Genomic DNA, 25,088 nt, shown 5'->3' on the forward strand with positions numbered 1-25,088 from the left:
CATGCCCATAATTATAAACCTTGATGTAATGATGGCAAAACGCAAAGTGTCTCTTAACGAGTTGAGCGACCGTGTGGGGATTACCATTTCAAATCTATCTATCCTTAAAACGGGTAAAGCAAAAGCCATCCGTATAGAAACGCTCGAAGCCATTTGCAAAGCACTTGATTGCCAGCCGGGAGATATATTGGAGTACAGAGACCAATAGCCTTATTTACAGTTCCTCCAGTTTAAACACATCTTTTACCCTAATGCCTTTTTCGGTTTGTTGCAGGGTGCAGCATTCGTTTATCGGGTCGTGCTCCAGGTAAAGGATGTACTCTTTTTCTACGGCTTCGTTCCAATATACCTTGCGCTCTTCCAAAGTTTTAAGCGGGAACATATCGTAAGCCATTACATAGGGCAGGGGCAAATGGCCGATAGATGGGAGCAGATCTGCCATGTATAAAACCTGTTTTCCGTTGTAATTGATTAGCGGCAGCATCATGGCATCGGTATGGCCGTAAGCTAATTTTATGTTGATGTTATCTGTGAAATTCACACTGTCTTCGGCAGATATAAATTTAAGCTGGCCGCTATCCTGTATGGGTAGGATGTTGTCTTTCAGAAAAGATGCTTTCTCGCGGTCGTTAGGGTTAACTGCCCAATCCCAATGTTGTTCGTTGCTCCAGTAAGTGGCATTTTTAAAAGCGGGTTGTAATTTCTCCCCGTTGCGTACAACTGCGCCGCCTACATGGTCGAAATGCAGGTGGGTTAAAAACACATCTGTTATATCATCCCGGTGGAAACCCTTTGCAGCTAACGAACTATCCATGGTGGCATTACCATGCAGATAGTAGTGACTAAAGAATTTCTCGTCCTGTTTATTGCCAATGCCGGTATCTACCAAAATTAAACGCTTGCCATCCTCAATAAGCAGGCAACGCATGGCCCATGTACAAAGGTTTTTATCGTCGGCCGGGTTGGTTTTTTGCCAAATGGCTTTTGGTACTACGCCAAACATCGCGCCGCCATCTAATTTAAAAAAGCCGGTATCAATGGTATGCAGTTTCATAGTGTGAAGGTATAATACTTTGCACAAATTTCAAATCTTATGCATTTGCAACAAAACTCAAATTGACAGTACCTCTATTTGAAAATAAAAATATTTCTTAAAACTATAATTCTGTAACTCGTGTTGTCTTTGTAAACTAACAAACACTAAAAATCAACAATATGAAAGCAGCAGTTTTTCACAAACCAGGCGACATTAGATATGATACAGTAGAAGACCCGCGGATTGAAGACCCGAGGGATGTTATCCTTAAAGTAACTTCGACGGCTATCTGTGGTTCCGATCTGCACATACTGAGCGGCGGTGTACCGCAAAAAGACCCTATGGTAATGGGGCACGAGTTTATGGGGATTGTGGAAGAAGTTGGCTCAGCTATCAACAATCTAAAAAAGGGCGACCGTGTAGTTGTGCCTTTCCCGATAGCTTGTGGGCATTGTTTCTTTTGTAACCACGGGGCATCGCCAAGTTGCGAAAATTCAAACTATAAACATTACGGCCCTAACGGCGATATGATGGATCAAAAGGGTGCTGCCTTATTTGGCTACACCGATCTATACGGCGGATATAGTGGCGGGCAGGCACAATATGTGCGGGTGCCCTATGCAGATATCAGCCCCCGTGTAGTGCCCGATAACATGACCGACGAGCAGGTACTATTTCTGACAGATATTTTCCCAACAGGTTGGAGTGCTATCGACTGGGCGCAGCTTAAGGGTGGCGAAGTGGTTGCTATATTTGGTTCGGGCCCCGTTGGCTTAATGGCGCAAAAAGCAGCCTGGTTAAACGGCGCAAGCCGTGTTATCGCTATTGATCCGATTAATTACCGTTTAGAGAAAGCCCGCCAGGTTAATAAAGTAGATACATTAAACCCCGATGAAGTGGATGTGGTGGAAGCTATTCGTGAAATGACCGGTGGCCGTGGTGCAGACGTTTGTGTGGATGCCGTTGGTTTTGAGCCGGAGCGTACCATATTAGACAAAGCTAAAGCCCTGGTAAACTTTGAAGTTGGCAGTATGAAGGTGTTGGATATGATTTTTAAAGCCGTTCGCCGTAGTGGTACAGTAACTATTATGGGTGTATATGGATCAACATATGACAATTTCCCTATGCACCGCATTTTTGATAAAGGTTTAACCATAAGGCAAGGTCAGGCACCGGTGTTAAATTATATCGATCACTTGATAGATCTTGTTAAAGAAGAGAAAGTGGTGTTAGATGATATCATTAGCCATAGGTTGCCGCTTAGCGAGGTGACCAAAGGTTACGAGATCTTCGATAAAAAGGAAGACGACTGTGTTAAGGTTGTGTTAAACCCTTGGAAATAATATCATGGAAAATAAAGAAGGAATAGAAGTGCCCGAAAAGCAAGACCATCAACCCGGTGTGGAGGCTGAAATGAACCCGAGGCCGGAATTTATAAAGCCTGATTATAAAGCCGCCGGTAAGCTTGCCGGCAAAGTAGCTTTGATTACAGGAGGTGATAGCGGTATAGGCCGTGCTGTTGCTGTTCATTACGCCCGTGAGGGTGCCGATGTTGCTATTGTTTACCTCGAAGAGAGCGGCGATGCAGAAGAAACGCAAGACTTAGTACAAGCTGAAGGGCAGCAGTGTACGCTGATACAGGGCGATGTTAAAGACCGTGATTTTTGCCGCAGGGCGGTTGAGCAAACGGTTGATGACTTAGGTAAGCTGAATATTCTCGTTAACAATGCCGGCATCCAGGTGCCTCAAAAGGAGTTTAAAGATATCACCGAACAGCAACTGGAGGAAACCTTTAAAACCAACATCTTCGCGTACTTCCACTTCGCAACCGCGGCTTTGGATCATTTGCAAGAGGGCGATTGTATCATCAATACCACGTCGGTTACGGCATATCGGTCGTCGCCAAATTTGATCGATTATTCCTCAACCAAAGGGGCTATAACCACATTTACGCGTTCGCTGGCCACTAACCTGGTTAAGAAAAATATACGTGTAAATGCAGTAGCCCCCGGCCCGGTGTGGACACCGCTAATCGTATCAACCTTCGATGAAGAAAAAATAAAAGATTTTGGCAGCGAAACGGCCATGAAGCGTGCCGGGCAACCATCAGAAATTGGGCCTGCGTATGTTTTCCTGGCGTCAGAGGACGCATCTTTCATTACTGGGCAGGTAATCCATATCAATGGGGGCGAGGTTGTAAACGGCTAATAAATTTAACGTTTAAAAAATAAACTATGAGCACTACAAAATATGCCCTTATTACGGGCGCAACGAGCGGTATTGGATACGAACTGGCAAAGCTATTCGCGAAAGACCATTATAACCTGATCATCGTATCGCGCGATCAACAGGCCTTGGAAAAAACTGCAAGCGAATTACAAAAGAATGGGGTGGACGTTATCCCAATAGCAAAAGACCTGTTTAACCGCGACGAAGTGTTCTCGCTTTGCGACGAAGTTAAACGCACAGGCATACAGGTTGATGTATTGGTTAATGATGCAGGCCAGGGTGTGTACGGTTTATTCCAGGATAACGATATCGACAGAGAATTAAAAATAGTGGACCTTAATGTAAGCGCGCTAACTATTTTAACCAAGCATTTTTTAAAGGAAATGGTAGCCCGTAACGATGGTAAAATTCTTAACCTGGCCTCTATCGCCAGCGAAACGCCGGGGCCATGGCAGGCAGTTTACCATGCTACCAAGGCTTATGTGCTTTCGCTTACGGAAGCTATCCACGAGGAAATAAAAGACACTAATATAACCATTACCGCTTTGCAGCCGGGCGTAACCGATACTGATTTTTTCAACAAAGCAGGTATGAATAGCAGCAAGGCTGTACAAGATAAAGAATCTATGGCTAACCCCGCAGATGTTGCTAAAGACGGGTACGATGCGCTAATGGCCGGTAAGGATAAGATAGTATCGGGCTTTAAAAATAAACTGCAAACTTCTATGGGCAATGTTACACCTGCAAGCACGCTTGCACATATGGTTAACGAGCAGCAAAAACCAGTTGACCAATAGTAGCAATATTTTTTTTCATGTTGAATTAGGGTGGGCTTTTTTGGCCCACCCTTTTTATGCAAACAATAATCGTTTTAGATCCTGCTGTATCAAATGGTGATATCAGGCATCAAAATCTCCTTAAATGCCTTATGACAAAAGATGACCTGATGAGCGATGTGCGCCTTAGGGCTAATGAAGACACTCTTGAAAACATCAAAGATATATATATGGAAAATACAGGAGAGCTAAGTGTTATTAAGAAAAAAGATTGATGTTTTACCGTACAATGCTTTTCTTTGGATGATTAACCACGTAACCCTTTGGAAGATATTTTCGGACAGGCCTTATTTGACCATTATAAGCAAAACGGCAAGCATAAGTTATGGATCAATAATACTTACGGCCCTAAAGAGGAAATGCCGCTGGATGTTTATTTTCGTAATGCAGAGGAGATGCCCGACCTGGAACTCATCGCCATTACTAATTGCAACGGCAAGGTTTTAGATATTGGCGCAGGGGCTGGTAGTCACGCTTTGATTTTACAGGGAAAAGGCTTTGATGTTACGGCGATGGATATATCCGGCCTTGCAGTTATGATAATGCAGCAACGCGGCGTCAGCCATGCTTTTGAGGCTGATATATTTACTTATAGCCGCGAAAAATACGACACATTACTATTGATGATGAATGGCATAGGGCTGTGCGGTACTATCCAACAATTACGCCTATTTTTACAGCATACCAAAACGCTCCTGAAAACGGGCGGCCAATTATTATTCGATTCTTCTGATATCGCTTATTTGTATGAAAATAAATTGCCTGATAATGAAAGCTATTACGGCGAACTATCATACCAATACCAGTACAAAGGCCAAAAAAACGATTGGTTTAAATGGCTTTACATTGACAGCGAAAAACTAAAGGCCGTCGCCGCAGAAGAAGGCTGGGCGACCGAAGTTTTATATGAAGATGATATGGATCAATACCTGGTAAGGCTAACGCTGGTTAATTAATAGAGTATGAAAAACGCTTACAAATTCATCAAGGTCTTAGTTTTGCTGATATTAACGGCAGGCGCAGTATCAGCACAAAATGAAAAATTGCCTGTATGGGCTTTGGGGCCTTTTGTTAGGCCTGCTGGGGTAAACCCGCTGATTAGTCCGGATACCTCTTCCCGTTTTTATGACCCCATGCGCAAAAGGCAGATGGACTGGGAATCAAATGACACATTTAACCCTGCTGCTACTATTAAAAACGGTAAGATCTATATCCTGTACCGCGCCGAAGATAAATCGGGCATCGGCATTGGCGGCCGCACATCGCGCTTGGGATTGGCTGAAAGCAGTAATGGAACTATAGTGAAGCGCTCGTCGGCGCCGGTGCTATATCCGGATAACGACAGCCAGAAAGAATTTGAATGGACAGGCGGTTGCGAAGATCCCCGCGTAGCGATGACCGCTAACGGAACCTATGTTGTTTTCTACACCCAATGGAACCATGATATGCCCCGCCTTGGCGTAGCAACTTCAAAAGATCTGAAGAAATGGGTTAAGCACGGGCCAATATTCCGCAAAGCGTATAATGGCAAGTTCTTTAACATTGCCAGTAAATCGGCATCTATCATCACCAAACTGGTAAATGGTAAGCAAGTTATTGCCAAAATAAATGGTAAATATTGGATGTATTGGGGCGAGCTGGGGGTGTTTGCGGCCACATCAACAGACCTGGTCAATTGGTCGCCATTAATAAATAAAGACGGCAGCCTAAAAGCATTGTTATCGCCCCGGAAAAATTACTTTGACAGCGACCTAACCGAATGTGGCCCGCCTGCCGTCATGACACCTAAAGGTATTATTCTGCTTTACAATGGCAAAAACAATAAAGACCATGGCGATAAAAATTACACCGCCAATTCTTATTGTGGCGGGCAGGTAATGTTTTCATCAACAGATCCTACAATAGCTATAAGCCGGTTAGATAAACCCTTTTTTGTACCGCAGGAGGCGTTTGAAAAAAGCGGTCAGTATCCCGCGGGGACAGTTTTTATGGAAGGACTGGTATATTTTCAAAAGAAGTGGTTTCTATACTATGGCTGCGCCGATTCCAGGGTAGGTGTAGCTATTTATAAACCAGGTAATTAAGCAGACTTACAAATAGTTTGATATGTTTGTTTTAATTAATTTGTAATTTTTTTGTGATAATTGAATATTTACATATATTTACCAAGTAATCCTAATTAGTGCAGCTGCACACCTAACAAAACGTGAAAAGGTTTTTTGCTTTATTCTTACTAAGCATACATCTGTTTAATACAGGTGGTTACACCTTTGTCTTCCAATATTTCATCCATCAGTCCGAGCTATCTATCGTTAAAAATATTTACGAAAATAAGGTGGATGCTACACAGCTTGTACAAATTAAAATACCTGTAAACAATAAAGGCATAACGGATTGGCCTGATTACGAACGTGTATTAGGCCAGGTCCAGTTAAAAAATGGTTTTTATAATTACGTGGGTGTTAAAATGACTCGGGACACTATGTTCCTGGTGTGTGTAGCCAACAGCGTAAAAACAAAGTTGTTTAATGCCAATATCATTATGGCAAAAAACGTGAGTGATGCGCCGCTAAGTAAAAAAGGCGAGGCACCTGCAAAAAAAGCCTCTTCATCAATGTCAGATTATAATTATCCGGTTGTTACCTACAACTTCTTTAGTTTTGACGATACTGTAGAACAATTAGCAGACTCTATATCTTCCAGTTTAACAAATCCGTATATCGAATCGCCCGGCAAACCGCCAAACTACATCGGCTGATTAATATATTCCAAAAGATTTATTGTTTCTTAACTCAGGCACAAGTTAATGCGCTGCATTTGTATTAATGTGTTGTGTATTGCTATAACCTTATTTAAGACTAAAAAAAATTGAGCATCATCTATTGATTTGTGAGATTTTCAATAGCTGGTGCTTAAAAAAAAACTTGTTAAGCTGATCACTTCAAAACGTATTATGAAACAATTTTTACCTTATATAAAAAGGTATTGTTTGGCCATTGTAGTTTGTATTGCTTCCACCCAATCTGTAAGCGCCCAAACGGAAAATGATGCTTTAATGATACCTAAGAACTTCTTTTGCGCCGCCGGTGTGTACACCTACAATAGCTGGGATAAATATTGGGAAGGCACATTTAAACGCGAAAACCTAAATTTAGGAACCATTAGCAGTAACGTTTATGCTGTTGGCGGTAACTACGGGCTAAGTAACAGGGTTAACTTGTTGTTTATGATCCCATATATCAAATCAAACGCATCTGCAGGTACCTTTAGAGGCCAAAGCGGCATACAGGATATTAACCTTGCTGTAAAATGGATGGCAGTAAAACAGGAGGTGGGAAGTGGGCTGCTAAGCTTACATGCTATTGTAACCGGTAGCCTCCCGCTAGGTAACTACCAGGCAGATTATTTGCCATTAGCAATTGGCAGCCGCAGTAAGAGTATTGGTTTACGCGCTTTGATTAACTACCAAACAGGCAGGTTCTTCGTAGCCGGTTCCGGCCAGTATTTGCGAAAAGATAATATCACCATTGATAAGGATTCGTACTATACTACCGAGATGCATTACACCAACCAGGTTGCCATCCCGAATGCCACAAACTTTTTATTCAGCACAGGTTACCGTAGCCTAAAGTTTAATGCCGAAGCTACTTTAACCAAAGTGAACACCATTGGTGGTTTTGATATCACCAAAAATAATATGCCTTTTCCAAGTAATAATATGGATGCTACTTTGGCTGGCGCAATTTTTAAATACAGCTTCCAAAGCATTGCAGGTTTAGAACTTACCGGTGGTGGCAACTACGTATTAAAGGGCCGCAATGTTGGCCAAAACAGATCGTTTTTTGCCGGTGTGTATTATGTGTTTTCTGTGAAAAAGGATAAATCTGATAAATAAGAATAGTGATGAAAAAGAATATATATAACCTATTGCCTGTATTGATGGTCTCCCTTGCGGTTTTCAACTCATCATGCAAAAAAGATATCCAGGAAAAGGACCGCAGCGTGGATTATCCCGCTTTGGCCCCAACTAATCTGGACCTTAATGCCGATACCTGGACGCCGATATTAACGGCCGCGTCTACCTTTACGATTGCTACGCCGGATGCGATCACTACCCCAAATTACCTGGCCGACCTTAACGAGATAAAAAGCTATCAGCGTAACCTAACCAGCGAACAACGAGATATAATTAAGTACTGGAGCGCGGGCTCGGTATTGCGTTGGAACGAGATACTGCGCGAACTTGTTGCTAAGCACAACCTGCCGCCATATCAAAATGATGATGGTAGTTACCCATTTCCAAGTGCGGCTAACCCGTTGGCTTATCCGTTATTCCCATTCTCTAACCCGCCTTATGCTGCACGTGCCTATGCTTATGTAAGCGCAGCACAATACGATGCGTTGGTACAGGCGTGGAAGTTTAAAAAACAGTTCAATCGTGCGGCACCTTACGTAAACGATATAAATGTGCAGGCATTGGTGCCCAAATCGGCATTGCCATCATACCCAAGCGAGGATGCAGTAGTTGCAGGTGTTACCGGTAAAATGATGGAGTTACTTTTCCCCGGTGACTTAGATTACATCCAAAAGAAAGTTGCTGAAGAAAAACTATACCGTATTATGGCAGGTGCCAACACCCGCTCTGATATGGACGCCGGAGAAAGCTTAGGCAAACAGGTTGCGGCTGTATTTTTAGCGCGCGCCCGTACAGATAAGGCTGGTGCTGCTATTGGTACCCCTGCAGATTGGGATGCCTTGGCTACCAATACTACAGCAGCCGGTAATACGCCATGGATCAGTTTAGAATTGCCTAAACGCCCGCCAATGTTACCATTGTTTACAAAGGTTACACCGTTTCTTTTCCCAACAACTACAGTTGTTGCTTTGCGCCCTGTGCCGCCATTTAAACCGGGCACTCCCGAGTTTCAGAAGGAGAGCGACGAGGTATTATCAATGAGCCAAAACCACAGCCGCGAGCATGAGCGTATTGTCGCGTTTTGGGCGGATGGTGTAGGTACAGTAACCCCTGCCGGCCACTGGAACACAATTGCTGCCGATGAGTTTGTAAAACACAACTACAGCGAAGTACGCTGGGCACGTAACCTCGCCTTATTAACTATGGCCGAAATGGATGCCGCCATAGTTTGCTGGGATGCCAAGTATTTTTACTTTAACCCGCGTCCAACGCAAATGGTATTAAACATTAAAACGCTTACAGGGGTCCCTAACTTCCCTTCTTATACATCGGGTCATTCAAACTTTAGCGGCGCTGCTGCAACAGTTTTGGGCTATTTGGTTCCCGAAAAAGCCAGTGCTTTTATGGATATGGCGCATGAAGCGGCAATGTCAAGGTTATACGGTGCTATCCACTACCGCAGCGATTGCGAGGTTGGTTTGCAAACAGGTATAAAAGTTGGTGAATACGCTGTTGCCCGTGGCAAGGCAGATGGGTCGAACTAACGGATAAAGAGCATGCTTAGGACAGAACAAAAGATACATTACGTTTTGCGGATAGCTGTAGCCATGTGCTTTATTGGGCACGGCGTTTTCGGCATTATCACAAAACAAATTTGGTGTAACTACTTTGCCGTTTTTGGTATTGATACCGATGCTGCCTATGCTTTAATGCCATGGGTAGGATCGGTTGATATACTGATGGGCGTTACAATGCTGTTTTACCCCATGCGTGCCATTGTCTTATGGCTGGTATTTTGGGGAGCCACCACAGCGTTTTTACGCCCGGCATCCGGCGAGCCATTTGCAGAATTTATTGAGCGCGCGGGTAACTTTGGTGCCCCGCTCGCTTTACTGATCTTGTCGGGTGGTGTCAAAAACTTCCGCAAGTTATTTGTACGGATAGATGCTGATGCTTTGGTAGATGATAAAACAATTAATAATGTATTTAACTGTTTAAAAATAGTGGGCTTTTTGTTACTGATGGGACACGGTTGGTTAAACATCATACAAAAGAAGGGCCTGCTTGGCCAATACGCATCCCTTGGGTTTACAAGCCCCGCAAAGGTGGCGCAGTTTATTGGCGTTTTTGAAATAGCAGCCGCATTAATTGTATTGATAAAACCTATCCGTACGGTACTGTTAATATTCATCATCTGGAAAATTTCAAGCGAATTATTATATCCTCATTATGAACTAATTGAGTGGATAGAGCGTGGCGGAAGCTACGGCACGCTGATAGCTTTATGGTTTGCAACTAACTACGTTTCTTCAAATCTCACAATAACGTCTCTACAAAAAAACTAATTATTTAAAAGGATTTTCAACCTATTTTAAACCTTTCACAGGTAATAACCCGCCCTAAACAGGTAGGCTATGCATTAAATTTATTAAACAAAACACACAACATGAAATTTACATATAAATTCTTCATCGGGATAGCTATATACTTACTGTTCAATAATACTACCGTAAACGCGCAGGGCTGCGTGGCTATCCGCAGTACCGGTGGCTTATGCGCTATGGACGAACACCCGGACAGTACTACATCAGGCGGGGCATGGCTTTTTAATGCTAACAGCAGGTATTACCGCTCATACAAACACTTTGTAGGGAAACAAGAGCAAAAACAACGTTTAGCTTTAGGTACTAATGTTATCAACCACTCCTTCGCGCAAGATTTTACACTTACGCGTATCTTTAATAACCGCTGGTCGTTTTCTATTGATGTACCTGTGCTTAACAACACCCGGTCATCATTATATGAGCACGGTGGTAAGGAAAGGCATGAAACCAAATCTTTTGGTATCGGCGATGTAAGCATTAAGGCTTATGCATGGTTGTTAAACCCCGCTAAAGCGCATAAAGGGAATATACAAGCAGGGATAGGTTTAAAATTACCTACAGGAAGCTATACGTACCAGGATTACTTCCAGAATACCGGCCCGGGCGGCGCAAAATTATTAGGCCCTGTTGATCAATCCATCCAGTTGGGTGATGGCGGTACAGGTATTATCACCGAATTGAACGGATATTACAACTTCTCTCACAATTTTGGCCTGTACGGTACATTCTATTACATGATGAATCCGCGGGAGCAAAACGGGGTGTCGTCTGCCCGTGGTGGTGTGGCATCTGCTAAAGCTATTGCTAATGGCAGTGATATTATGAGCGTGCCGGATCAGTTTATGATAAGGGTTGGCGCCAATTATGGTGTAGGTAAATTCAATTTCTCGGCCGGCGTGCGCGAAGAGTGCCTGCCTGCAAAGGACCTTATAGGCGGCAGCAATGGTTTCCGCAGGCCAGGTTATATTATATCAGCCGAGCCGGGGGTCACCTACAGGTTAAAAAGGTTCTCTGTTTATACTTATGTGCCTATTGCCATGGTGCGCGACCGTATACAAAGCACGCCTGACAAGATCAGTACCCAGTTAACAGGCATTTATACACAAGGCGACGCTGCATTTGCAGACTATGCCGTAAACGTAGGTATTTCTTTTAAACTTTAATAATAATGGTTATATAAAATTAGGTCGGAGTGGTTCCCGGCCTTTTTTTGTTTATAACCGTGCTTTTTATTTTAAAATAATAGATTTACAAAATGAATTCAGCTGAACAAAACTTTAAAGATTTAGGCTTAAACCTGCCGCCTGCACCAAAGCCGCTTGGCGTTTACAAACCATGTTTAATTGATGGCAAATACCTGTACCTATCGGGCCACGGAACGGTCAAGGACGATGGCAGTTTGATCATTGGCCGCATTGGCGATACCATAAGCCAGGAAGATGGCAAGCTTGCTGCAAGGCAGGTAGGTTTAGCAATGCTGGCAACCATTAAAGCAAATTTAGGTAGCCTGGATAGGGTAAAGCGCGTCATAAAAGTATTGGGGATGGTAAACTGCACGCCCGATTTTGAGAAACACCCTTATATCATAAACGGGGCAAGCGAATTGTTTGCGAAAGTTTGGGGTGAAGAGAATGGCATTGGTGTACGCAGCGCGGTTGGCATGGGCTCGTTGCCCGATAATATCCCTGTAGAGATAGAAGCCTTGTTTGAACTGGTATAAGCATGGCAGCAGCAGATTGGTACACCATCGATAATGTTGATACACTTGATACGCCTGCATTAGTTGTCTATCCCGATAGGGTAAAATACAACATAGCGTTGGTGAAAGCCATGATAGATGATGTGGCACGCCTGAGGCCGCATGTAAAAACGCATAAAAGCTGCGAGGTGTCTGAGCTGATGATTCAGGCCGGTATAACCAAATACAAATGTGCTACCATTGCCGAGGCCGAAATGCTGGGCATGGCCGCTGCGCCAGATGTATTGCTGGCCTATCAGCCCAACGGCCCCAAGCTTAAACGCTTTGTTCAGCTTACAAAACAATATCCGCAAACTGGATTTTCCTGTTTCGTAGATAACGAGGCAACTGCAAAAGAAATATCCGCGGAAGCTTTAAATAACGATATCGTTATCCCTGTTTACATCGACCTAAACGTTGGCATGAACCGTACGGGCATTATCCCTATTTATGCTTTGGCCTTATACAGGGTGCTATCTCACTTACCCGCTATTAAGGTAATGGGGTTGCATGCCTATGATGGCCATATCCACGATGCCGATTATAGCATTCGCGAAAGCAGGTCTGAAGAAAGTATGCTCCCGGTTTTAAAACTCGTTGATGATATTGTAGTTAAAGGATATCCAAAGCCCATCGTAATTGCGGGTGGTTCGCCTACGTTCCCTATTCTTTCTAAAAAAACAGGATTGGAGTGTACCCCAGGCACGTTTGTTTACTGGGATAGGGGGTATCAACAGGCGTTCCCCGAGCAGCCATTTCAAACGGCGGCATTGATAATTGCACGCATAGTTTCGTTGCCACAGGATGGGAAGATTTGTGTTGATGTCGGCCATAAATCTGTTTCGGCGGAGAATGAATTATCGAAACGGATCTACTTTTTAAACGCCCCGGAGCTTGTATTTACAGGTCAGTCAGAAGAACACCTGGTTGCCGAGGCGGGTGAAAGTCACCAATATAAAGTAGGTGATATTTTATACGGCTTGCCCCATCACATATGCCCAACTGTTGCTTTATATGAACGTGCCATAACAATTGAAAATAAGTTAGTTACAGGAGAATGGCTAAATATTGCAAGAGATAGGAAGATAACGATATAGCATCGGTAAATTTTTAAACAGATCGGTGTAATCAAAAAATCAGTGTAATCCCAATAACAACATGTTTATCATAGATGCTCATTTAGACCTCAGCATGAACGCGCTGGAATGGAACCGCGATCTTACCCGCCCGGTTGCCGAAATTAACCAACGCGAAGAAGGTATGACTGATAAACCCGACCGCGCAAAGGCAGTGGTATCCTTGCCCGAACTGCGTAAAGGCAGCATAGGTTTAGTGGTTGCTACACAGATTGGCCGCTATGTTGCGCCGGACAATAACATGCCCGGCTGGCACTCGCCACAACAGGCTTGGGCACAAACGCAGGGCCAACTTGCATGGTACAAGGCCATGGAACTTGCCGGGCAAATGACCCAAGTTAACAACTTAGAAACTTTAGATAAGCATCTCGCTGTTTGGTGCGATGGGAAGGATAATATTGACAAACCTATAGGATATATACTAAGCCTTGAAGGTGCAGATTCAATTATAGATGTGGGCTTTTTAGAAAGCGCATATCAAAATGGCCTTCGTGCTATTGGCCCGGCCCATTACGGCCCCGGCCGGTATGCAAACGGTACGGACGCGACAGGCAAAATGGGGGCGAACGGCTTGAAGCTACTTAAAGAGATGGAACGCCTGAACATTATATTAGATGCAACACACCTTTGCGACGATGCGTTTTGGCAAGCGCTGGATAATTTTAACGGGCACGTTTGGGCAAGTCATAACAATTGCCGTGCGCTGGTAAACCACAACCGCCAATATAGCGATGAGATGATAAAAGTGCTTATTGGCCGTGGCGCGGTGATAGGTGCCGCGCTCGATGCCTGGATGATGGTGCCTGATTGGGTTAGGGGACAGTCAACCCCGCGTCAAATGAATTGCAACCTTGAGGTAATGGTAGATCATATTGACCATATTTGCCAGATAGCAGGTAACGCGCTGCATGTGGGTATGGGTACAGATCTGGATGGGGCTTTTGGCAAAGAGCAGTGCCCTTACGACCTGGAAACTATTGCCGATATGCAAAAAGTGCCCGCATTGTTACAAAAACGCGGTTATACTGATACCGACATCGAAAACATGATGCATGGTAATTGGTTACATTTCTTACGGAACGCTTGGAAATAAAAAATGGGTGCAGAACAGGATAGGTTAAAAGTTACTGGATGGAAAAAGTGGGGCACTTACGTGAGTGACCGCCAATGGGGTACCGTCCGCGAGGATTATAGTGCCGATGGTAACGCCTGGAATTATATCACCCATGATATTGCCCGCAGTAAAGCGTACCGCTGGGGCGAAGAAGGCATAGCCGGTATTTGCGACCACGAGCAATTGCTGTGTTTCTCCATTGCATTGTGGAACAAGAAAGATACCATCCTGAAAGAACGCTTTTTTGGTTTGAGTAATGCCGAGGGAAACCATGGCGAGGATGTAAAGGAATTATATTACTATTTGGATAATACGCCCTCGCATTCGTACATGAAAATGCTGTACAAATACCCGCAACAGCAATTTCCATACGTGCACCTTGTAGACGAAAGTAAAAAACGCGACCGTACACAGTCTGAGTACGAGTTAATGGATACAGGCATTTTTGATAATGACGAGTACTTTGACGTATTTGTGGAATATGCCAAGGAAGGAACAGACGATATACTCATTAAACTGACCATCCATAATAGGAGCAAAGAAGCCGCGAGTTTAAATATGCTGCCTACGGTATGGTTTCGTAATACATGGGATTGGGGGTATGACGATTACAAGCCGCAGCTATCTGTCGAAGGCGGTGCAATTAAAATAGACCATAAAGATTTAAGTCCGCTGAGGTTATTTGCAGAGGGTAAGCCTGTCGCGCTTTTTTGTGAAAATCAAACCAATACTAAACGCTTCAATAATATTGATGATGGCAGATCTTTTTACAAAGATGGCATTAACGACCATATTGTAAACGGTAGCAAAACCATCAATCCTGCTAACACGGGCACCAAAGCGGCCTTTAATTATGATATAACCATCCCGGCAGGAGAAAGCACCACCATAAGGTTAAGATTGTGTGAGGGCGCTGATAACGCCTTTGCTGATTTCGATAATATTTTTGCCGCACGCTTGCAGGATGCGGATGAATTTTACAAAGATTTGCGGCCACATGATGAAAGCGCAGATAAGGCAAATATCCAACGCCAGGCCTATGCCGGCATGCTTTGGACTAAACAGTTTTACTATTACAATATCCACCAATGGCTAAACGGCGACCCTGCAGAACTCGGCCCGCCGGTACCACGCCAGCATCAGCGCAACAGCAAATGGCAGCATTTTAACAGTCAGGACATCATCTCCATGCCCGATAAATGGGAGTACCCGTGGTTTGCCGCCTGGGACCTTGCATTCCATTGCATACCACTTGCTGCGGTGGATATGGCCTTTGCCAAAAGGCAGCTAAGCCTGCTGGTTAAAGATTGGTACATGCACCCTAACGGGCAGCTACCGGCGTACGAGTGGGATTTTAGCGATGCCAACCCGCCGGTGCATGCCATGGCAACCTGGAAAATTTACCAATTAGATAAAAAAGCCAACAATGGCGAGGGCGATACCTACTTTTTAGAACGCATTTTTCATAAGCTGATGCTCAACTTTACCTGGTGGGTAAACCGCAAGGACGAGGCCGGTAACAACGTTTTTGAGGGTGGCTTTCTTGGGATGGATAACATCGGCGTGTTTGACCGTAATACCCGCTTTGCAGACGGTGCACACCTTGAACAAGCCGATGGCACCAGCTGGATGGCCATGTACTCGTTAAACCTGCTGCGCATAGCTTCCGAACTTGCCGAAACAAACAAAGCTTATGCCGATATCGCTTCTAAGTTTTTTGAGCATTTTATTTATATATCGGCTGCTATGTCCAGCCTGGGCGAGGGTGGCACAAGCGGCTTATGGGATGAGGCAGACGACTTTTTTTACGACCAGCTGCGCATGCCCGATGGTACTGCCGAAAAAATGCGAATTCGCAGTATAGTGGGTTTAGTACCATTATTTGCTACTGAGGTATTGGATGAACAAACCATTGCCAGTAACCCCATCTTTAGAGATAGGATGGATTGGTTTGCTGCAAACAGGCCGGATCTCGCCGGTTTGGTTTCCCGTTGGGATGAGAAAAGCGCCACAGGTAAACACCTTGTGAGCCTGTTACGCGGCCATCGTATGAAAGGCATCTTGAAATATATGCTTGATGAGAATGAGTTTTTAAGCGATTATGGCATCCGCTCACTATCAAAATATCACCTCAATAATCCGTTTAGCGCCAAAATCAACGGCACACAGTTCAGCATCAAATATGTGCCTGCAGAAAGCGACAGCGATATGTTTGGAGGTAACAGCAATTGGCGTGGCCCGGTATGGATCCCCATTAATTACCTCATCATTGAAAGTCTAAACGATTTCTATCAATATTACGGCGATGAGCTTACTGTTGAATGCCCAACAGGTTCGGGCAATATGATGAACCTTAAGGAGGTTGCGAATGAGATCTACCGCCGCATCTCCAAACTGTTCCTGCCGGATGAGAACGGCCACCGTCCAAATAACGGCACCGATGAAAAGACACAAACAGATCCTTATTTTAAAGATCACATCCTGTACTACGAATATTTCGATGGCGATACCGGCCGTGGCTTAGGCGCCGCGCACCAAACCGGCTGGACGGGATTGATAGCAAATTGCCTTTATCATTAAGTCTAATGCGTAGTTTTGACACAATAATTTTTTTGTTCGAATTATTTGATTTAGATTTACTTACCAAGTAAACTAAATTAACTACAGTAATGAATTTTAACAGGCGCAAGTTTTTGCAAAGCACCGGCACTTTGGTGCTTAGCAGTGCAGTGTTGTCGGGGAAAGCGGCATCATATTTAAATCTTATTAAGCACCCTATTGGTGTACAATTATTCACGTTCTTCAACGTGATGGACGAAGATGTTAAGGGTACTTTAACCAAAGTAGCAGCGGCAGGTTACCGCGAAATAGAATCGGCCTTCAGTAAAAAAGGTGGGTATTATGGTTTAAAACCAAAAGAGTTTAAAGCTTTGGCAAACGGCCTTGGCTTAACCTGGAAATCACACCACGTATTGGGCGCGCCGTTTAAATTACCTGCGGGGGCTAAAATGCCAACCACACCTGATGGTAAACCAATGGTAATCCCTACTATGATGAACCTGCAGGATAATATGCAGCAACTGGTTGATGAAGCTGCCGAAGGTGGTGTAAAATACCTGGTATGCGCTAATACCCCAACAGATACCCCCGAGAATTTAAAAGCATCTATAGCAGTGCTCAATAAAACAGGCGAGGCTGCAAGCAAAGCAGGTTTGACCTTTGCATATCATAATCACGATATGGAGTTTAAGATCCTGAGTGATGGAACTATCCCGTATGATCTGCTATTATCAGAAACTGATGCGAAGCATGTGAAAATGGAGCTTGACCTTGCCTGGGCAGTTAAGGCGGGTAAAAACCCGGTAGACCTGTTTAAAGCAAACCCGGGCCGTTTCCCGTTATGGCATGTTAAGGACCTCGACGCAAGCCGCGAGAATATCCTGCCTGTAGGCAACGGTACTATCGACTTTAAACCGATTTTCGCTGCAGCTAAAATTGCAGGCATGCAAAGCTTTTTTGTAGAGCACGATATGCCTAAAGATCCTTTTGCAAGCATCAATAGCAGCATTAAATACATCAACAAAAATTTGAATGTGTAATTAATAAATAGAATTTGTACTGGCTATTGCAAATATGCCTGTACAAATTCATCATTATTTATGGCGCTTATTAAAGCGTTTATAGCTGGCTTTTCGGGTGCGTTTGCATCAAGTTCGGTAGCATAATCTTCCAGTTCGTCCAGGTAAGCCACAGCTTCTTCCTCATCTTCAAATAATAATATCAGGTCGCCGTTTGCTTCGGTCTCCGTTCCGTTTGGCGGGGTAGGCAAAGTTTCCTGCCCAAAAACTGTAGCAGATAAGGTGGCTGATGGTATGGCTATTTTTAACATGGCTTATTATTTGATGTTTTTTTAACATCCCATATTACACTTTGGTTTTCTTTCTTTCTACCAAATAACCTGTAAAACGGATCTGTTGCCTGTTTTGGCTTATTACACTTAGATCGGCATTGCCATTCTTAAAAACCTGCAATAGCATTTGTGTGGCGTTACGGGTGTCATTAGTTTTTATGCGGATGATATAACTGCCGTTCTTTTGCAAACCAGTAGTAGTATAATCAAACTTGGTCGATTTAAATTTAATGCCATTATCTTCATTACTATTGTAGCCCACACCAGAATAAGCTACTCCGAAGTATGGCAGGTAGGCTTCCACAGTGTCCGGAGATACGGCCAGGTCATACGGAGAGGTTAGGTATCGCGACCCACTCCCCATTGGATACATATAGTTCGCTTGGAATACGTAATTTTTAGCATCTATAAGTTCTTTTATTTCGGCGGCTTTTTTAGCTTCTTTTACGGATTTAGCATTTTGCGCGTTTGCGGGCGATATTGCTGTAAAGGCAATAGCCACTGCAAAAAATATTTTAATTAAAGTTTTCATTGTTAAATGTTTATATAAATATACCGTAGTATTTATTAGACTTGATACACCTACACAGGTTTAATTGTAAAGGCTTTTATACTTTAAGAAAACTAAGTTAGGCGGTGCTTTACTGCTTGTTTTATAACGTTTCATCTTCGGGTTTTGATGATAAGATGCAAACTGCAGCGGGTTTCCATAAATCAATCAAAATTTGTTCCACAAAAAAAGCCACCCGGGTTTCTGATGGCTTTTTCCATTTAAGAAGTATTACGATTTATATCAGGCTCACGCTACGATTAACAAACTCCGTTAATTCGGCACCAGTTAGTAAACCTTGAGATAAAAGGGCGAGGTCGAACGCTTGCTTGGCTAATTGTGCCTGTACGCCTTCGTCTTCGCCATCTAAAATGCGGCTTATTAGTTTGTGGTTACCGTTTACTGTAACCTTATAGTTATCGGGCATATTGCCGTAGAAACCCATACCACCGCCCATGGCAGCCATATCTTTCATGCGGCGCATAAACTCGTCTAACGTAACGGTTACCGGTAACTCATCAGGGCTAAGACTTTCTAACTGCACTTTGTATGCAGGTTTGTTAATGGCCTTATCGAAGATCTCTTTTATCCTTGTCGATTGCTCTACGGTAAGTATGTGCTCGGGCGCATCGTCTTTTTTGATCAGTTTATCGGCAACATCAGCATCCACCCGTTTTAGGGAAGTTTTCTCCAGCTTTTGCTCTAACTGGCTAATGAAGTGGTTATCGATAGGAGAGTTCATCAGCAAAACATCGTAACCCTTTTTACCTGCCGACTGGATAAACGCATCCTGTTTCTCGGCATCGTTGGTGTAAATGTAAATCAGCTGGCCGTCCTTATCGGTTTGCAAAGGCTCAACTTTGTCCTTGTACTCGTTAAGAGTAAAGTTTTCTTTAGCGGTGTTGGTTACCAGAACAAAGTCTTTCGCTTTGTCGTAGAATTTCTCTTCGCTCACCATACCGTATTTGACAAATAGGCCAATGTCGCCCCATTTTTCTTCAAAACCTTTGCGGTCTGCTTTAAATAGTTCGGCAAGTTTATCCGCCACTTTTTTGGTGATGTAGCTGTTTATCTTTTTAACATTGCTATCGGCCTGTAAGAAACTACGTGATACGTTCAACGGGATATCCGGTGAATCGATAACACCATGCAATAACATCAAAAATTCAGGCACGATGTCCTTAACCTCGTCGGTAATAAATACCTGGCGAGAGTATAGCTTGATCTTATTACGGGTGATCTCAAAATCGTTCTTCAGCTTAGGGAAGTACAATACACCGGTAAGGTTGAATGGATAATCAACATTAAGGTGGATCCAGAATAAAGGGTCTTCGCTGTACGGGTAAAGCTCTTTGTAGAACTTAAGGTAATCCTCGTCGCTAAGTTCGTTTGGTGCTTTAGTCCAGATAGGGTTGGTATCGTTGATGATGTTATCAACCTCGACCGATTTGTATTTTGGTTTGCCTTCTTCATCAACACCATCTTCTTCCTCTTGGGTAGTAGTGCCAAATTTGATAGGCACCGGCAGGAATTTAGCATATTTGTCCAGTATTTCCTGTATGCGGCCCTGATTTAAAAACTCTTCAGATTCGGCGTTAATGTGCAGGGTGATCTCGGTACCGCGCTCTTCAAGGCTACCTTCGCTTATTTCAAACTCGGTGCTGCCATCGCATGTCCAGTGCGCAGGGGTAGCGCCGTCCTGGTAGCTAAGGGTTTCAATTTCAACCCTATCAGCAACCATAAAGGCCGAGTAGAAGCCTAAACCAAAGCGGCCGATGATCTCATTGGCATCTTTAGCTTCTTTAAATTTCTCCACAAACTCGGTAGCGCCGCTGAACGCTATCTGGTTGATGTATTTTTTTATTTCTTCGGCCGTCATACCCAAACCGTTATCAGATATGGTGATGGTCTTTTTGTCTGCATCAAAAGCAACCTCAACACGCAGATCGCCAAGTTCGCCGGTGTACTGGCCTAAGGATGAAAGACGTTTTATTTTCTGTGTAGCATCAACCGAGTTAGATACCAGCTCGCGCAGAAATATCTCGGTATCAGAGTATAAGAACTTTTTAATTATCGGGAAAATGTTTTCGGTGTGGATCGAAATTGTTCCTTTTTCTTGCATAATAGTAATTTTATAAAGCTTAAATGATTTACGGATACAACTAATCAATGCCCGTTCCAAAGCTTGGGATTTGCCAAATTGGCAGAGAGGGGGAAGATGTGCAGATATGCGAATGTGCAGGTGTGCAGATGAAATAAATGTCAGTCTGAGCTTGTCGAAGACTTAGGCGCTTCGCAAATAGTTCGACAAGCTCACCATGACATATTTATTATTTCGACCCTACGGTAGCTGGTGAAGTTGGTGTTGCGGCTTTTGCCGGGGCTGGGGCTGGGGCGTTTTGTGCGAAGCGCTTTGCGATAACAGCTAATTGCTCATCGTTCAATTTTGAGGTAGCTTTAAGCAATTTGGTAAAGAACGCCACTTCATCTGTACTTGCCGGGCAGCCAACATTTTCGCCGTAGGTATCTAACGATGCACCTGCAGGGCGTTGCTGGCTATCGCCTAAAACTTTGCCTTTGGCATCCAGCACAACCCAAAAGGGCAAACCCGATTTTTCACCCTTAAGTTTGGTCATTACCGCTAACGAACCAGGGTTTTCCAGGTTTTCTTTTCCAGGGCGCTCCATTACATCAAGCGTTGCAATAACGTAGTTGTTTTCTATTAACGGTTTAATGGTAGGGTCGGCAAGTGAGGCTTCCATCTTTTTACACCATCCACACCACGAAGCGTGGAAGATCAGCATTACCTTTTTATTTTCTTTAGCGGCTTTGGCGTAGGCCTCTTTCAATACAACTTCGCTTGCAGGCAAGGCAGCAGGTTGTGCAAAGCCCGACTTAACAGCGAACAATACGAACAATATGAACAGTGATTTTTTCATGGCGAATGATTTTTAAGCAATTTAGTGATAAGTAGATTACTATGCCGTGGCTTTCAGTAATTTATCTGCAATATTTTTTAATGCACTGGCGGTATCTTTATCGGTGATGTTTCCATCTGCATCCATTTTTGCACGGATATAGGAAATAAGCAAAGTGCCGCCTTCAATTATCTGGCAATCTATTGCCCCCAGCACTTTTAACAATGCCGTATGCGCATTCTCACCACCGGTTGATGCCGTTACCAGCGCGGTGGGCTTGCCAGAGAATGACGCGCTCGATACCATCCAGTCGAGCGCGTTCTTTAACTGACCAGGGATGCCATAAGCATATTCTGGTGTGCAGATAATTACCGCATCGGCTTGTGTAATGGTATTTCTTAATTCCATTACAGCCTGTGGAGGCGTATCGTTATCCAACCCCGGATCGAAGGGCGGGATTATGGCGAGTGCATCGTAAATGTTATAACGAACATCAGTGGGTAACAAGCCGCCTATTTGCTTTAGTATATTATGGTTTGATGAGCCTGCCCGCAGGCTGCCGGGTATGGCGAAGATTTGCTTTCCTTGCATAATTACTTTATTTAGAGGTAGTTGCTAATTATTGGCAAACTGCAGTATAAACGACGCGCCTTTACCCTCGGTAGATTGTGCCTGGATGTTGCCCTTATGCAACAGCATAATTTGTTTACAAAGGCTTAGGCCGATGCCACTGCCGGTTTTGCGGGTACTAAAGAACGGGATAAAGATTTTGTCCAACAATTCTGGTGGCATGCCAAGGCCATTATCGGTTACTTTAACCAGGATGCGGCTGCTGCTTTGTGTTTCGGCAGATAGGGTGATGCGTGGTTCTTCGCGGTCTTTAACAGCCTCAATAGCGTTTACCAGTAAGTTTATCATCACCTGATCTAACAAGTTAATATCTGCTTCAATAGCCAGGGCCGGATCGCGCAAAATAATTTCCAGTTCGATGTTCTTTTTTTCGAGCATAGGGCGCATCAGGCTGGCCAGGTTTTCGAATATGTTACGTACTAACAACTTGTTTAGGTCAAGCTTGGTGATCTTGTTAAGGCTGCGGTAGCTTTCGGTAAACTTAAGCAGCCCCTCGCTACGGCGTTTTATGGTTTCGATGCCAAGGGAAATATCTTCCAGGTCGCCGCTTTCTATACTATTGGCAATCTTCGGGCTTTGCAGTCGGTTCTTTAAAGTATCGGCCAAAGAGGAGATGGGCGCAACCGAGTTCATGATCTCGTGCGTCATCACGTTCAATAATTTCGACCATGCCTTTGATTCGGTTTCGTCCAAAGCCTCGCTTACATTCTGGAACGCGATGAGTTTGTACAGTTTATCATCGCTCCGCATCGTGCTGGCGGTAACCAACATTTTGACCTGCTGCTGGTCGCGGGTGATTGAAAGCACTTGCGCCTCGCCTGGCTTCAATTTAACCACATCCTTATACAAAATTGGTTCGCGTTTTTCGAGCGAGTGGATCGTCTTCAAATAAGGGATGCTTATGAGCGATTTAAAGGCTTCATTTATCCAGGCTATCTCGCCCGTTTCTTCCTCGTAGGACAGGATGCCCGTATCAACCAGTTCCAATATTTTTTGCAGATAGTGGTATTGTGTTTCGCGCTCCCGGCTTATCAGTTTAAACGTGGTATTGATATCGTTAAAGCCCTTGCGCAGGGGTTTTAATTCATTAGGTGCTTTACGCACATCAAAGTGCCTGGAGAAATCACGGTAGTGGATAGATTCTACAAACTGGTTCACCTCGTCTTGTGCTTTCTTGTTAAAACGGATCAGGTCAAGCACCGAATAGATCACCATCGGAACGGTTATAACCCCATAAAAGACCTGCCCGTTCATAACAACCAATGTGGTAGCTACCACAGCCACAAACAGCAACAGCACACGCAGCACCAGCCGCCATTCGTAACGGTTAAATATCATATTTGCTTAATCTGCGATATAGGGCGGTACGGGTTAAACCCAATTCTTTAGCGGCGCGGGTAATGTTGCCGTTGTGTTTTTCTATCACGCGTAAAATAGCATTCTTCTCCAGTGTGCTTAACTGTATGTTATCGTCATCAATAATGTTTTCTCCGGGTGATTCCAATACCGAGAAAAGCAGGTCATCAGCTTTAAGCATCTGGTCGTCGGCCATAATTACGGCACGCTCAATGGTGTATTGCAGTTCGCGCACGTTACCGGGGTAGCTGTAGCCGCGCAGTTTATTAAGCGCGGTATTATCAAAATCAATCACCGGTTTAAGGTATTTGTTGCTGTACATTTTGGCGAAGTGTTTTGCCAATACCACAATATCCTCGGCACGTTTGCGCAAGGGGGGCATATTTATCTCTACCGTATTTATCCTGTAAATTAAATCCTTACGGAATTTGTTCTCGTTGGCAAGTTCCTGCAAGGGCACGTTGGTAGCGCATATCAGGCGGATGTTAATGTCCACAGCTTTGTTGGTGCCCAAACGGGTTACCTGGCGGTTTTGTAAAATGGTAAGCAGCTTTGCTTGCTGTTGCAGACTGATGTTACCGATCTCATCTAAGAACAAAGTACCACCTTCAGCTTCTTCAAAACGGCCCATGCGGTCTTCGCGGGCATCCGTGTAAGCACCTTTTTTATGGCCGAACAGTTCGCTTTCAAACAGCGAATCCGTCAGTGCGCCTACATCTACCTTTACAAAAGGTTTATCGGCACGCAAAGATCGTTCGTGTATAGCTTTCGCCATCAGGTCTTTACCCGTGCCGTTCTCGCCCAATATTAGTATGTTCGCATCAGTAGGGGCAATCTTATTTACTTTATGGAAAATATCTTCCATCACCTCGCTATCGCCAAGGATGGATTTTTCGCCACCGGTGCCTTTAACAGATGCCTTGGCAGATTTACCACCGCCGCCTTCTTTTTTATCTAGCAGGTCCTTAATGGTATCTATCAGCTTCTCGTTATGCCATGGTTTTACCACAAAATCGTTTGCGCCTTCTTTTAACGAGCGTACGGCCAGGTCAATATCGCCATATGCCGTTATCATGATCACGCAAACGTTCGGCTTCCATTCCTTTATTTTACGCAACCAGTAAATACCCTCGTTACCGGTGTTGATGGCGCTGTTATAATTCATGTCCAGCAGCACCAAGTCAACCTCGTTTTTTTGTAAAAGCCAGTTGATGTTCTCCGGGTTCTTTTCGGTAATTATTTCTTTAGTTTCTGTTTTAAGCAATAACTTAACAGCCGTAAGCACATCGGGGTCGTCGTCAACAATTAAAACGGTTGCTTTTTTAAGTATCATTT

General features: G+C 44.0%; 25 protein-coding genes. 17 read left to right on the forward strand and 8 right to left on the reverse strand.

All coding sequences use genetic code 11. The features are described 5' to 3' along the window. The first annotated feature begins 1 nt into the window (after position 1). Positions 2 to 208, forward strand: a complete 207-nt coding sequence (locus ACVW0P_RS03500) for a helix-turn-helix domain-containing protein (protein ID WP_457130845.1) — start codon at positions 2 to 4, stop codon at positions 206 to 208. Between the two features lie 6 nt (positions 209 to 214). Here the strand turns inward: ACVW0P_RS03500 and ACVW0P_RS03505 are convergent, their stop codons facing one another. Next, the gene (locus ACVW0P_RS03505) at positions 215 to 1,054 is read right to left on the reverse strand and encodes an MBL fold metallo-hydrolase (RefSeq protein WP_457130846.1); all 840 of its coding nucleotides are present in this window, start codon (positions 1,052 to 1,054) and stop codon (positions 215 to 217) included. A gap of 161 nt (positions 1,055 to 1,215) precedes the next feature. On the opposite strand from ACVW0P_RS03505, the gene ACVW0P_RS03510 reads away from it, so the two are divergent. The 16 genes from ACVW0P_RS03510 (at position 1,216) to ACVW0P_RS03585 (ending at position 17,988) form a co-directional block, all read left to right on the forward strand. After that, complete coding sequence (locus ACVW0P_RS03510; protein ID WP_457130847.1) at positions 1,216 to 2,379, forward strand: zinc-dependent alcohol dehydrogenase; 1,164 nt, start codon at positions 1,216 to 1,218, stop codon at positions 2,377 to 2,379. Between the two features lie 4 nt (positions 2,380 to 2,383). After that, positions 2,384 to 3,244 carry an SDR family oxidoreductase gene (locus ACVW0P_RS03515; RefSeq protein WP_457130848.1) on the forward strand — a complete coding sequence of 287 codons (861 nt, stop codon included), beginning with the start codon at positions 2,384 to 2,386 and terminating at the stop codon, positions 3,242 to 3,244. Positions 3,245 to 3,270: 26 nt separating this feature from the next. After that, positions 3,271 to 4,062, forward strand: coding sequence for an SDR family NAD(P)-dependent oxidoreductase (locus tag ACVW0P_RS03520; protein ID WP_457130849.1), 792 nt, complete (start codon positions 3,271 to 3,273; stop codon positions 4,060 to 4,062). A gap of 56 nt (positions 4,063 to 4,118) precedes the next feature. After that, complete coding sequence (locus tag ACVW0P_RS03525; protein WP_457130850.1) at positions 4,119 to 4,316, forward strand: YetF domain-containing protein; 198 nt, start codon at positions 4,119 to 4,121, stop codon at positions 4,314 to 4,316. 48 nt (positions 4,317 to 4,364) lie between these two features. Beyond that, positions 4,365 to 5,057 carry a class I SAM-dependent methyltransferase gene (locus ACVW0P_RS03530; protein ID WP_457130851.1) on the forward strand — a complete coding sequence of 231 codons (693 nt, stop codon included), beginning with the start codon at positions 4,365 to 4,367 and terminating at the stop codon, positions 5,055 to 5,057. Positions 5,058 to 5,063: 6 nt separating this feature from the next. Continuing rightward, positions 5,064 to 6,185 carry a glycoside hydrolase family 130 protein gene (locus tag ACVW0P_RS03535; protein ID WP_457130852.1) on the forward strand — a complete coding sequence of 374 codons (1,122 nt, stop codon included), beginning with the start codon at positions 5,064 to 5,066 and terminating at the stop codon, positions 6,183 to 6,185. Positions 6,186 to 6,307: 122 nt separating this feature from the next. Further along, a complete protein-coding gene (locus ACVW0P_RS03540) occupies positions 6,308 to 6,859 on the forward strand; it encodes a hypothetical protein (protein ID WP_354432007.1) in 552 nt (183 codons plus the stop codon). 195 nt (positions 6,860 to 7,054) lie between these two features. Next, positions 7,055 to 7,996, forward strand: coding sequence for a hypothetical protein (locus tag ACVW0P_RS03545; protein ID WP_457130853.1), 942 nt, complete (start codon positions 7,055 to 7,057; stop codon positions 7,994 to 7,996). Positions 7,997 to 8,004: 8 nt separating this feature from the next. Beyond that, entirely contained in the window at positions 8,005 to 9,561 is a 1,557-nt protein-coding gene (locus tag ACVW0P_RS03550; RefSeq protein WP_457130854.1) for a phosphatase PAP2 family protein, read from the forward strand. A 12-nt stretch (positions 9,562 to 9,573) separates the two neighbouring features. Then, the gene (locus ACVW0P_RS03555) at positions 9,574 to 10,362 is read left to right on the forward strand and encodes a hypothetical protein (protein WP_457130855.1); all 789 of its coding nucleotides are present in this window, start codon (positions 9,574 to 9,576) and stop codon (positions 10,360 to 10,362) included. A gap of 101 nt (positions 10,363 to 10,463) precedes the next feature. Further along, positions 10,464 to 11,564 carry a hypothetical protein gene (locus tag ACVW0P_RS03560; protein WP_457130856.1) on the forward strand — a complete coding sequence of 367 codons (1,101 nt, stop codon included), beginning with the start codon at positions 10,464 to 10,466 and terminating at the stop codon, positions 11,562 to 11,564. Positions 11,565 to 11,656: 92 nt separating this feature from the next. After that, positions 11,657 to 12,121 (forward strand): RidA family protein, encoded by a 465-nt coding sequence (locus ACVW0P_RS03565; protein WP_457130857.1) that lies wholly within the window; start codon positions 11,657 to 11,659, stop codon positions 12,119 to 12,121. 2 nt (positions 12,122 to 12,123) lie between these two features. Then, the gene (locus tag ACVW0P_RS03570; RefSeq protein ID WP_457130858.1) at positions 12,124 to 13,236 is read left to right on the forward strand and encodes a D-TA family PLP-dependent enzyme; all 1,113 of its coding nucleotides are present in this window, start codon (positions 12,124 to 12,126) and stop codon (positions 13,234 to 13,236) included. Between the two features lie 61 nt (positions 13,237 to 13,297). Next, positions 13,298 to 14,368: a dipeptidase gene (locus ACVW0P_RS03575; RefSeq protein WP_457130859.1), complete on the forward strand. Its 1,071-nt coding sequence runs from the start codon at positions 13,298 to 13,300 to the stop codon at positions 14,366 to 14,368. Between the two features lie 3 nt (positions 14,369 to 14,371). Continuing rightward, positions 14,372 to 16,969: an MGH1-like glycoside hydrolase domain-containing protein gene (locus ACVW0P_RS03580; RefSeq protein ID WP_457130860.1), complete on the forward strand. Its 2,598-nt coding sequence runs from the start codon at positions 14,372 to 14,374 to the stop codon at positions 16,967 to 16,969. Positions 16,970 to 17,058: 89 nt separating this feature from the next. Continuing rightward, complete coding sequence (locus ACVW0P_RS03585) at positions 17,059 to 17,988, forward strand: sugar phosphate isomerase/epimerase family protein (RefSeq protein ID WP_457130861.1); 930 nt, start codon at positions 17,059 to 17,061, stop codon at positions 17,986 to 17,988. A gap of 23 nt (positions 17,989 to 18,011) precedes the next feature. Here the strand turns inward: ACVW0P_RS03585 and ACVW0P_RS03590 are convergent, their stop codons facing one another. The 7 genes from ACVW0P_RS03590 to ACVW0P_RS03620 form a co-directional block, all read right to left on the reverse strand. After that, complete coding sequence (locus ACVW0P_RS03590; RefSeq protein ID WP_457130862.1) at positions 18,012 to 18,278, reverse strand: hypothetical protein; 267 nt, start codon at positions 18,276 to 18,278, stop codon at positions 18,012 to 18,014. Positions 18,279 to 18,312: 34 nt separating this feature from the next. Continuing rightward, positions 18,313 to 18,831, reverse strand: coding sequence for a DUF4251 domain-containing protein (locus tag ACVW0P_RS03595; RefSeq protein ID WP_457130863.1), 519 nt, complete (start codon positions 18,829 to 18,831; stop codon positions 18,313 to 18,315). Between the two features lie 256 nt (positions 18,832 to 19,087). After that, positions 19,088 to 20,971, reverse strand: coding sequence for a molecular chaperone HtpG (gene htpG, locus ACVW0P_RS03600; protein ID WP_457130864.1), 1,884 nt, complete (start codon positions 20,969 to 20,971; stop codon positions 19,088 to 19,090). 208 nt (positions 20,972 to 21,179) lie between these two features. Next, positions 21,180 to 21,788 carry a thioredoxin family protein gene (locus ACVW0P_RS03605; RefSeq protein WP_457130865.1) on the reverse strand — a complete coding sequence of 203 codons (609 nt, stop codon included), beginning with the start codon at positions 21,786 to 21,788 and terminating at the stop codon, positions 21,180 to 21,182. A gap of 39 nt (positions 21,789 to 21,827) precedes the next feature. Beyond that, positions 21,828 to 22,358 (reverse strand): NADPH-dependent FMN reductase, encoded by a 531-nt coding sequence (locus ACVW0P_RS03610; RefSeq protein WP_457130866.1) that lies wholly within the window; start codon positions 22,356 to 22,358, stop codon positions 21,828 to 21,830. Between the two features lie 24 nt (positions 22,359 to 22,382). Continuing rightward, positions 22,383 to 23,735 carry a sensor histidine kinase gene (locus ACVW0P_RS03615; RefSeq protein WP_457130867.1) on the reverse strand — a complete coding sequence of 451 codons (1,353 nt, stop codon included), beginning with the start codon at positions 23,733 to 23,735 and terminating at the stop codon, positions 22,383 to 22,385. Further along, entirely contained in the window at positions 23,725 to 25,086 is a 1,362-nt protein-coding gene (locus tag ACVW0P_RS03620) for a sigma-54-dependent transcriptional regulator (protein ID WP_457130868.1), read from the reverse strand. Before ACVW0P_RS03620 ends, ACVW0P_RS03615 begins: the two co-directional genes overlap by 11 nt. Positions 25,087 to 25,088 lie beyond the last annotated feature (2 nt).

This window comes from Mucilaginibacter sp. UYNi724, assembly GCF_054057495.1.

What these genes read in the sequence shown, in the direction of transcription:
- ACVW0P_RS03500 (WP_457130845.1), top strand. Translation starts at nt 2, where the DNA reads ATGCCCATAATTATAAACCTTGATGTAATGATGGCAAAACGCAAAGTG.
- ACVW0P_RS03505 (WP_457130846.1), bottom strand. Translation starts at nt 1,054, where the DNA reads ATGAAACTGCATACCATTGATACCGGCTTTTTTAAATTAGATGGCGGC.
- ACVW0P_RS03510 (WP_457130847.1), top strand. Translation starts at nt 1,216, where the DNA reads ATGAAAGCAGCAGTTTTTCACAAACCAGGCGACATTAGATATGATACA.
- ACVW0P_RS03515 (WP_457130848.1), top strand. Translation starts at nt 2,384, where the DNA reads ATGGAAAATAAAGAAGGAATAGAAGTGCCCGAAAAGCAAGACCATCAA.
- ACVW0P_RS03520 (WP_457130849.1), top strand. Translation starts at nt 3,271, where the DNA reads ATGAGCACTACAAAATATGCCCTTATTACGGGCGCAACGAGCGGTATT.
- ACVW0P_RS03525 (WP_457130850.1), top strand. Translation starts at nt 4,119, where the DNA reads ATGCAAACAATAATCGTTTTAGATCCTGCTGTATCAAATGGTGATATC.
- ACVW0P_RS03535 (WP_457130852.1), top strand. Translation starts at nt 5,064, where the DNA reads ATGAAAAACGCTTACAAATTCATCAAGGTCTTAGTTTTGCTGATATTA.
- ACVW0P_RS03545 (WP_457130853.1), top strand. Translation starts at nt 7,055, where the DNA reads ATGAAACAATTTTTACCTTATATAAAAAGGTATTGTTTGGCCATTGTA.
- ACVW0P_RS03550 (WP_457130854.1), top strand. Translation starts at nt 8,005, where the DNA reads ATGAAAAAGAATATATATAACCTATTGCCTGTATTGATGGTCTCCCTT.
- ACVW0P_RS03555 (WP_457130855.1), top strand. Translation starts at nt 9,574, where the DNA reads ATGCTTAGGACAGAACAAAAGATACATTACGTTTTGCGGATAGCTGTA.
- ACVW0P_RS03560 (WP_457130856.1), top strand. Translation starts at nt 10,464, where the DNA reads ATGAAATTTACATATAAATTCTTCATCGGGATAGCTATATACTTACTG.
- ACVW0P_RS03565 (WP_457130857.1), top strand. Translation starts at nt 11,657, where the DNA reads ATGAATTCAGCTGAACAAAACTTTAAAGATTTAGGCTTAAACCTGCCG.
- ACVW0P_RS03570 (WP_457130858.1), top strand. Translation starts at nt 12,124, where the DNA reads ATGGCAGCAGCAGATTGGTACACCATCGATAATGTTGATACACTTGAT.
- ACVW0P_RS03575 (WP_457130859.1), top strand. Translation starts at nt 13,298, where the DNA reads ATGTTTATCATAGATGCTCATTTAGACCTCAGCATGAACGCGCTGGAA.
- ACVW0P_RS03580 (WP_457130860.1), top strand. Translation starts at nt 14,372, where the DNA reads ATGGGTGCAGAACAGGATAGGTTAAAAGTTACTGGATGGAAAAAGTGG.
- ACVW0P_RS03585 (WP_457130861.1), top strand. Translation starts at nt 17,059, where the DNA reads ATGAATTTTAACAGGCGCAAGTTTTTGCAAAGCACCGGCACTTTGGTG.
- ACVW0P_RS03590 (WP_457130862.1), bottom strand. Translation starts at nt 18,278, where the DNA reads ATGTTAAAAATAGCCATACCATCAGCCACCTTATCTGCTACAGTTTTT.
- ACVW0P_RS03595 (WP_457130863.1), bottom strand. Translation starts at nt 18,831, where the DNA reads ATGAAAACTTTAATTAAAATATTTTTTGCAGTGGCTATTGCCTTTACA.
- htpG (WP_457130864.1), bottom strand. Translation starts at nt 20,971, where the DNA reads ATGCAAGAAAAAGGAACAATTTCGATCCACACCGAAAACATTTTCCCG.
- ACVW0P_RS03605 (WP_457130865.1), bottom strand. Translation starts at nt 21,788, where the DNA reads ATGAAAAAATCACTGTTCATATTGTTCGTATTGTTCGCTGTTAAGTCG.
- ACVW0P_RS03610 (WP_457130866.1), bottom strand. Translation starts at nt 22,358, where the DNA reads ATGCAAGGAAAGCAAATCTTCGCCATACCCGGCAGCCTGCGGGCAGGC.
- ACVW0P_RS03615 (WP_457130867.1), bottom strand. Translation starts at nt 23,735, where the DNA reads ATGATATTTAACCGTTACGAATGGCGGCTGGTGCTGCGTGTGCTGTTG.
- ACVW0P_RS03620 (WP_457130868.1), bottom strand. Translation starts at nt 25,086, where the DNA reads ATGATACTTAAAAAAGCAACCGTTTTAATTGTTGACGACGACCCCGAT.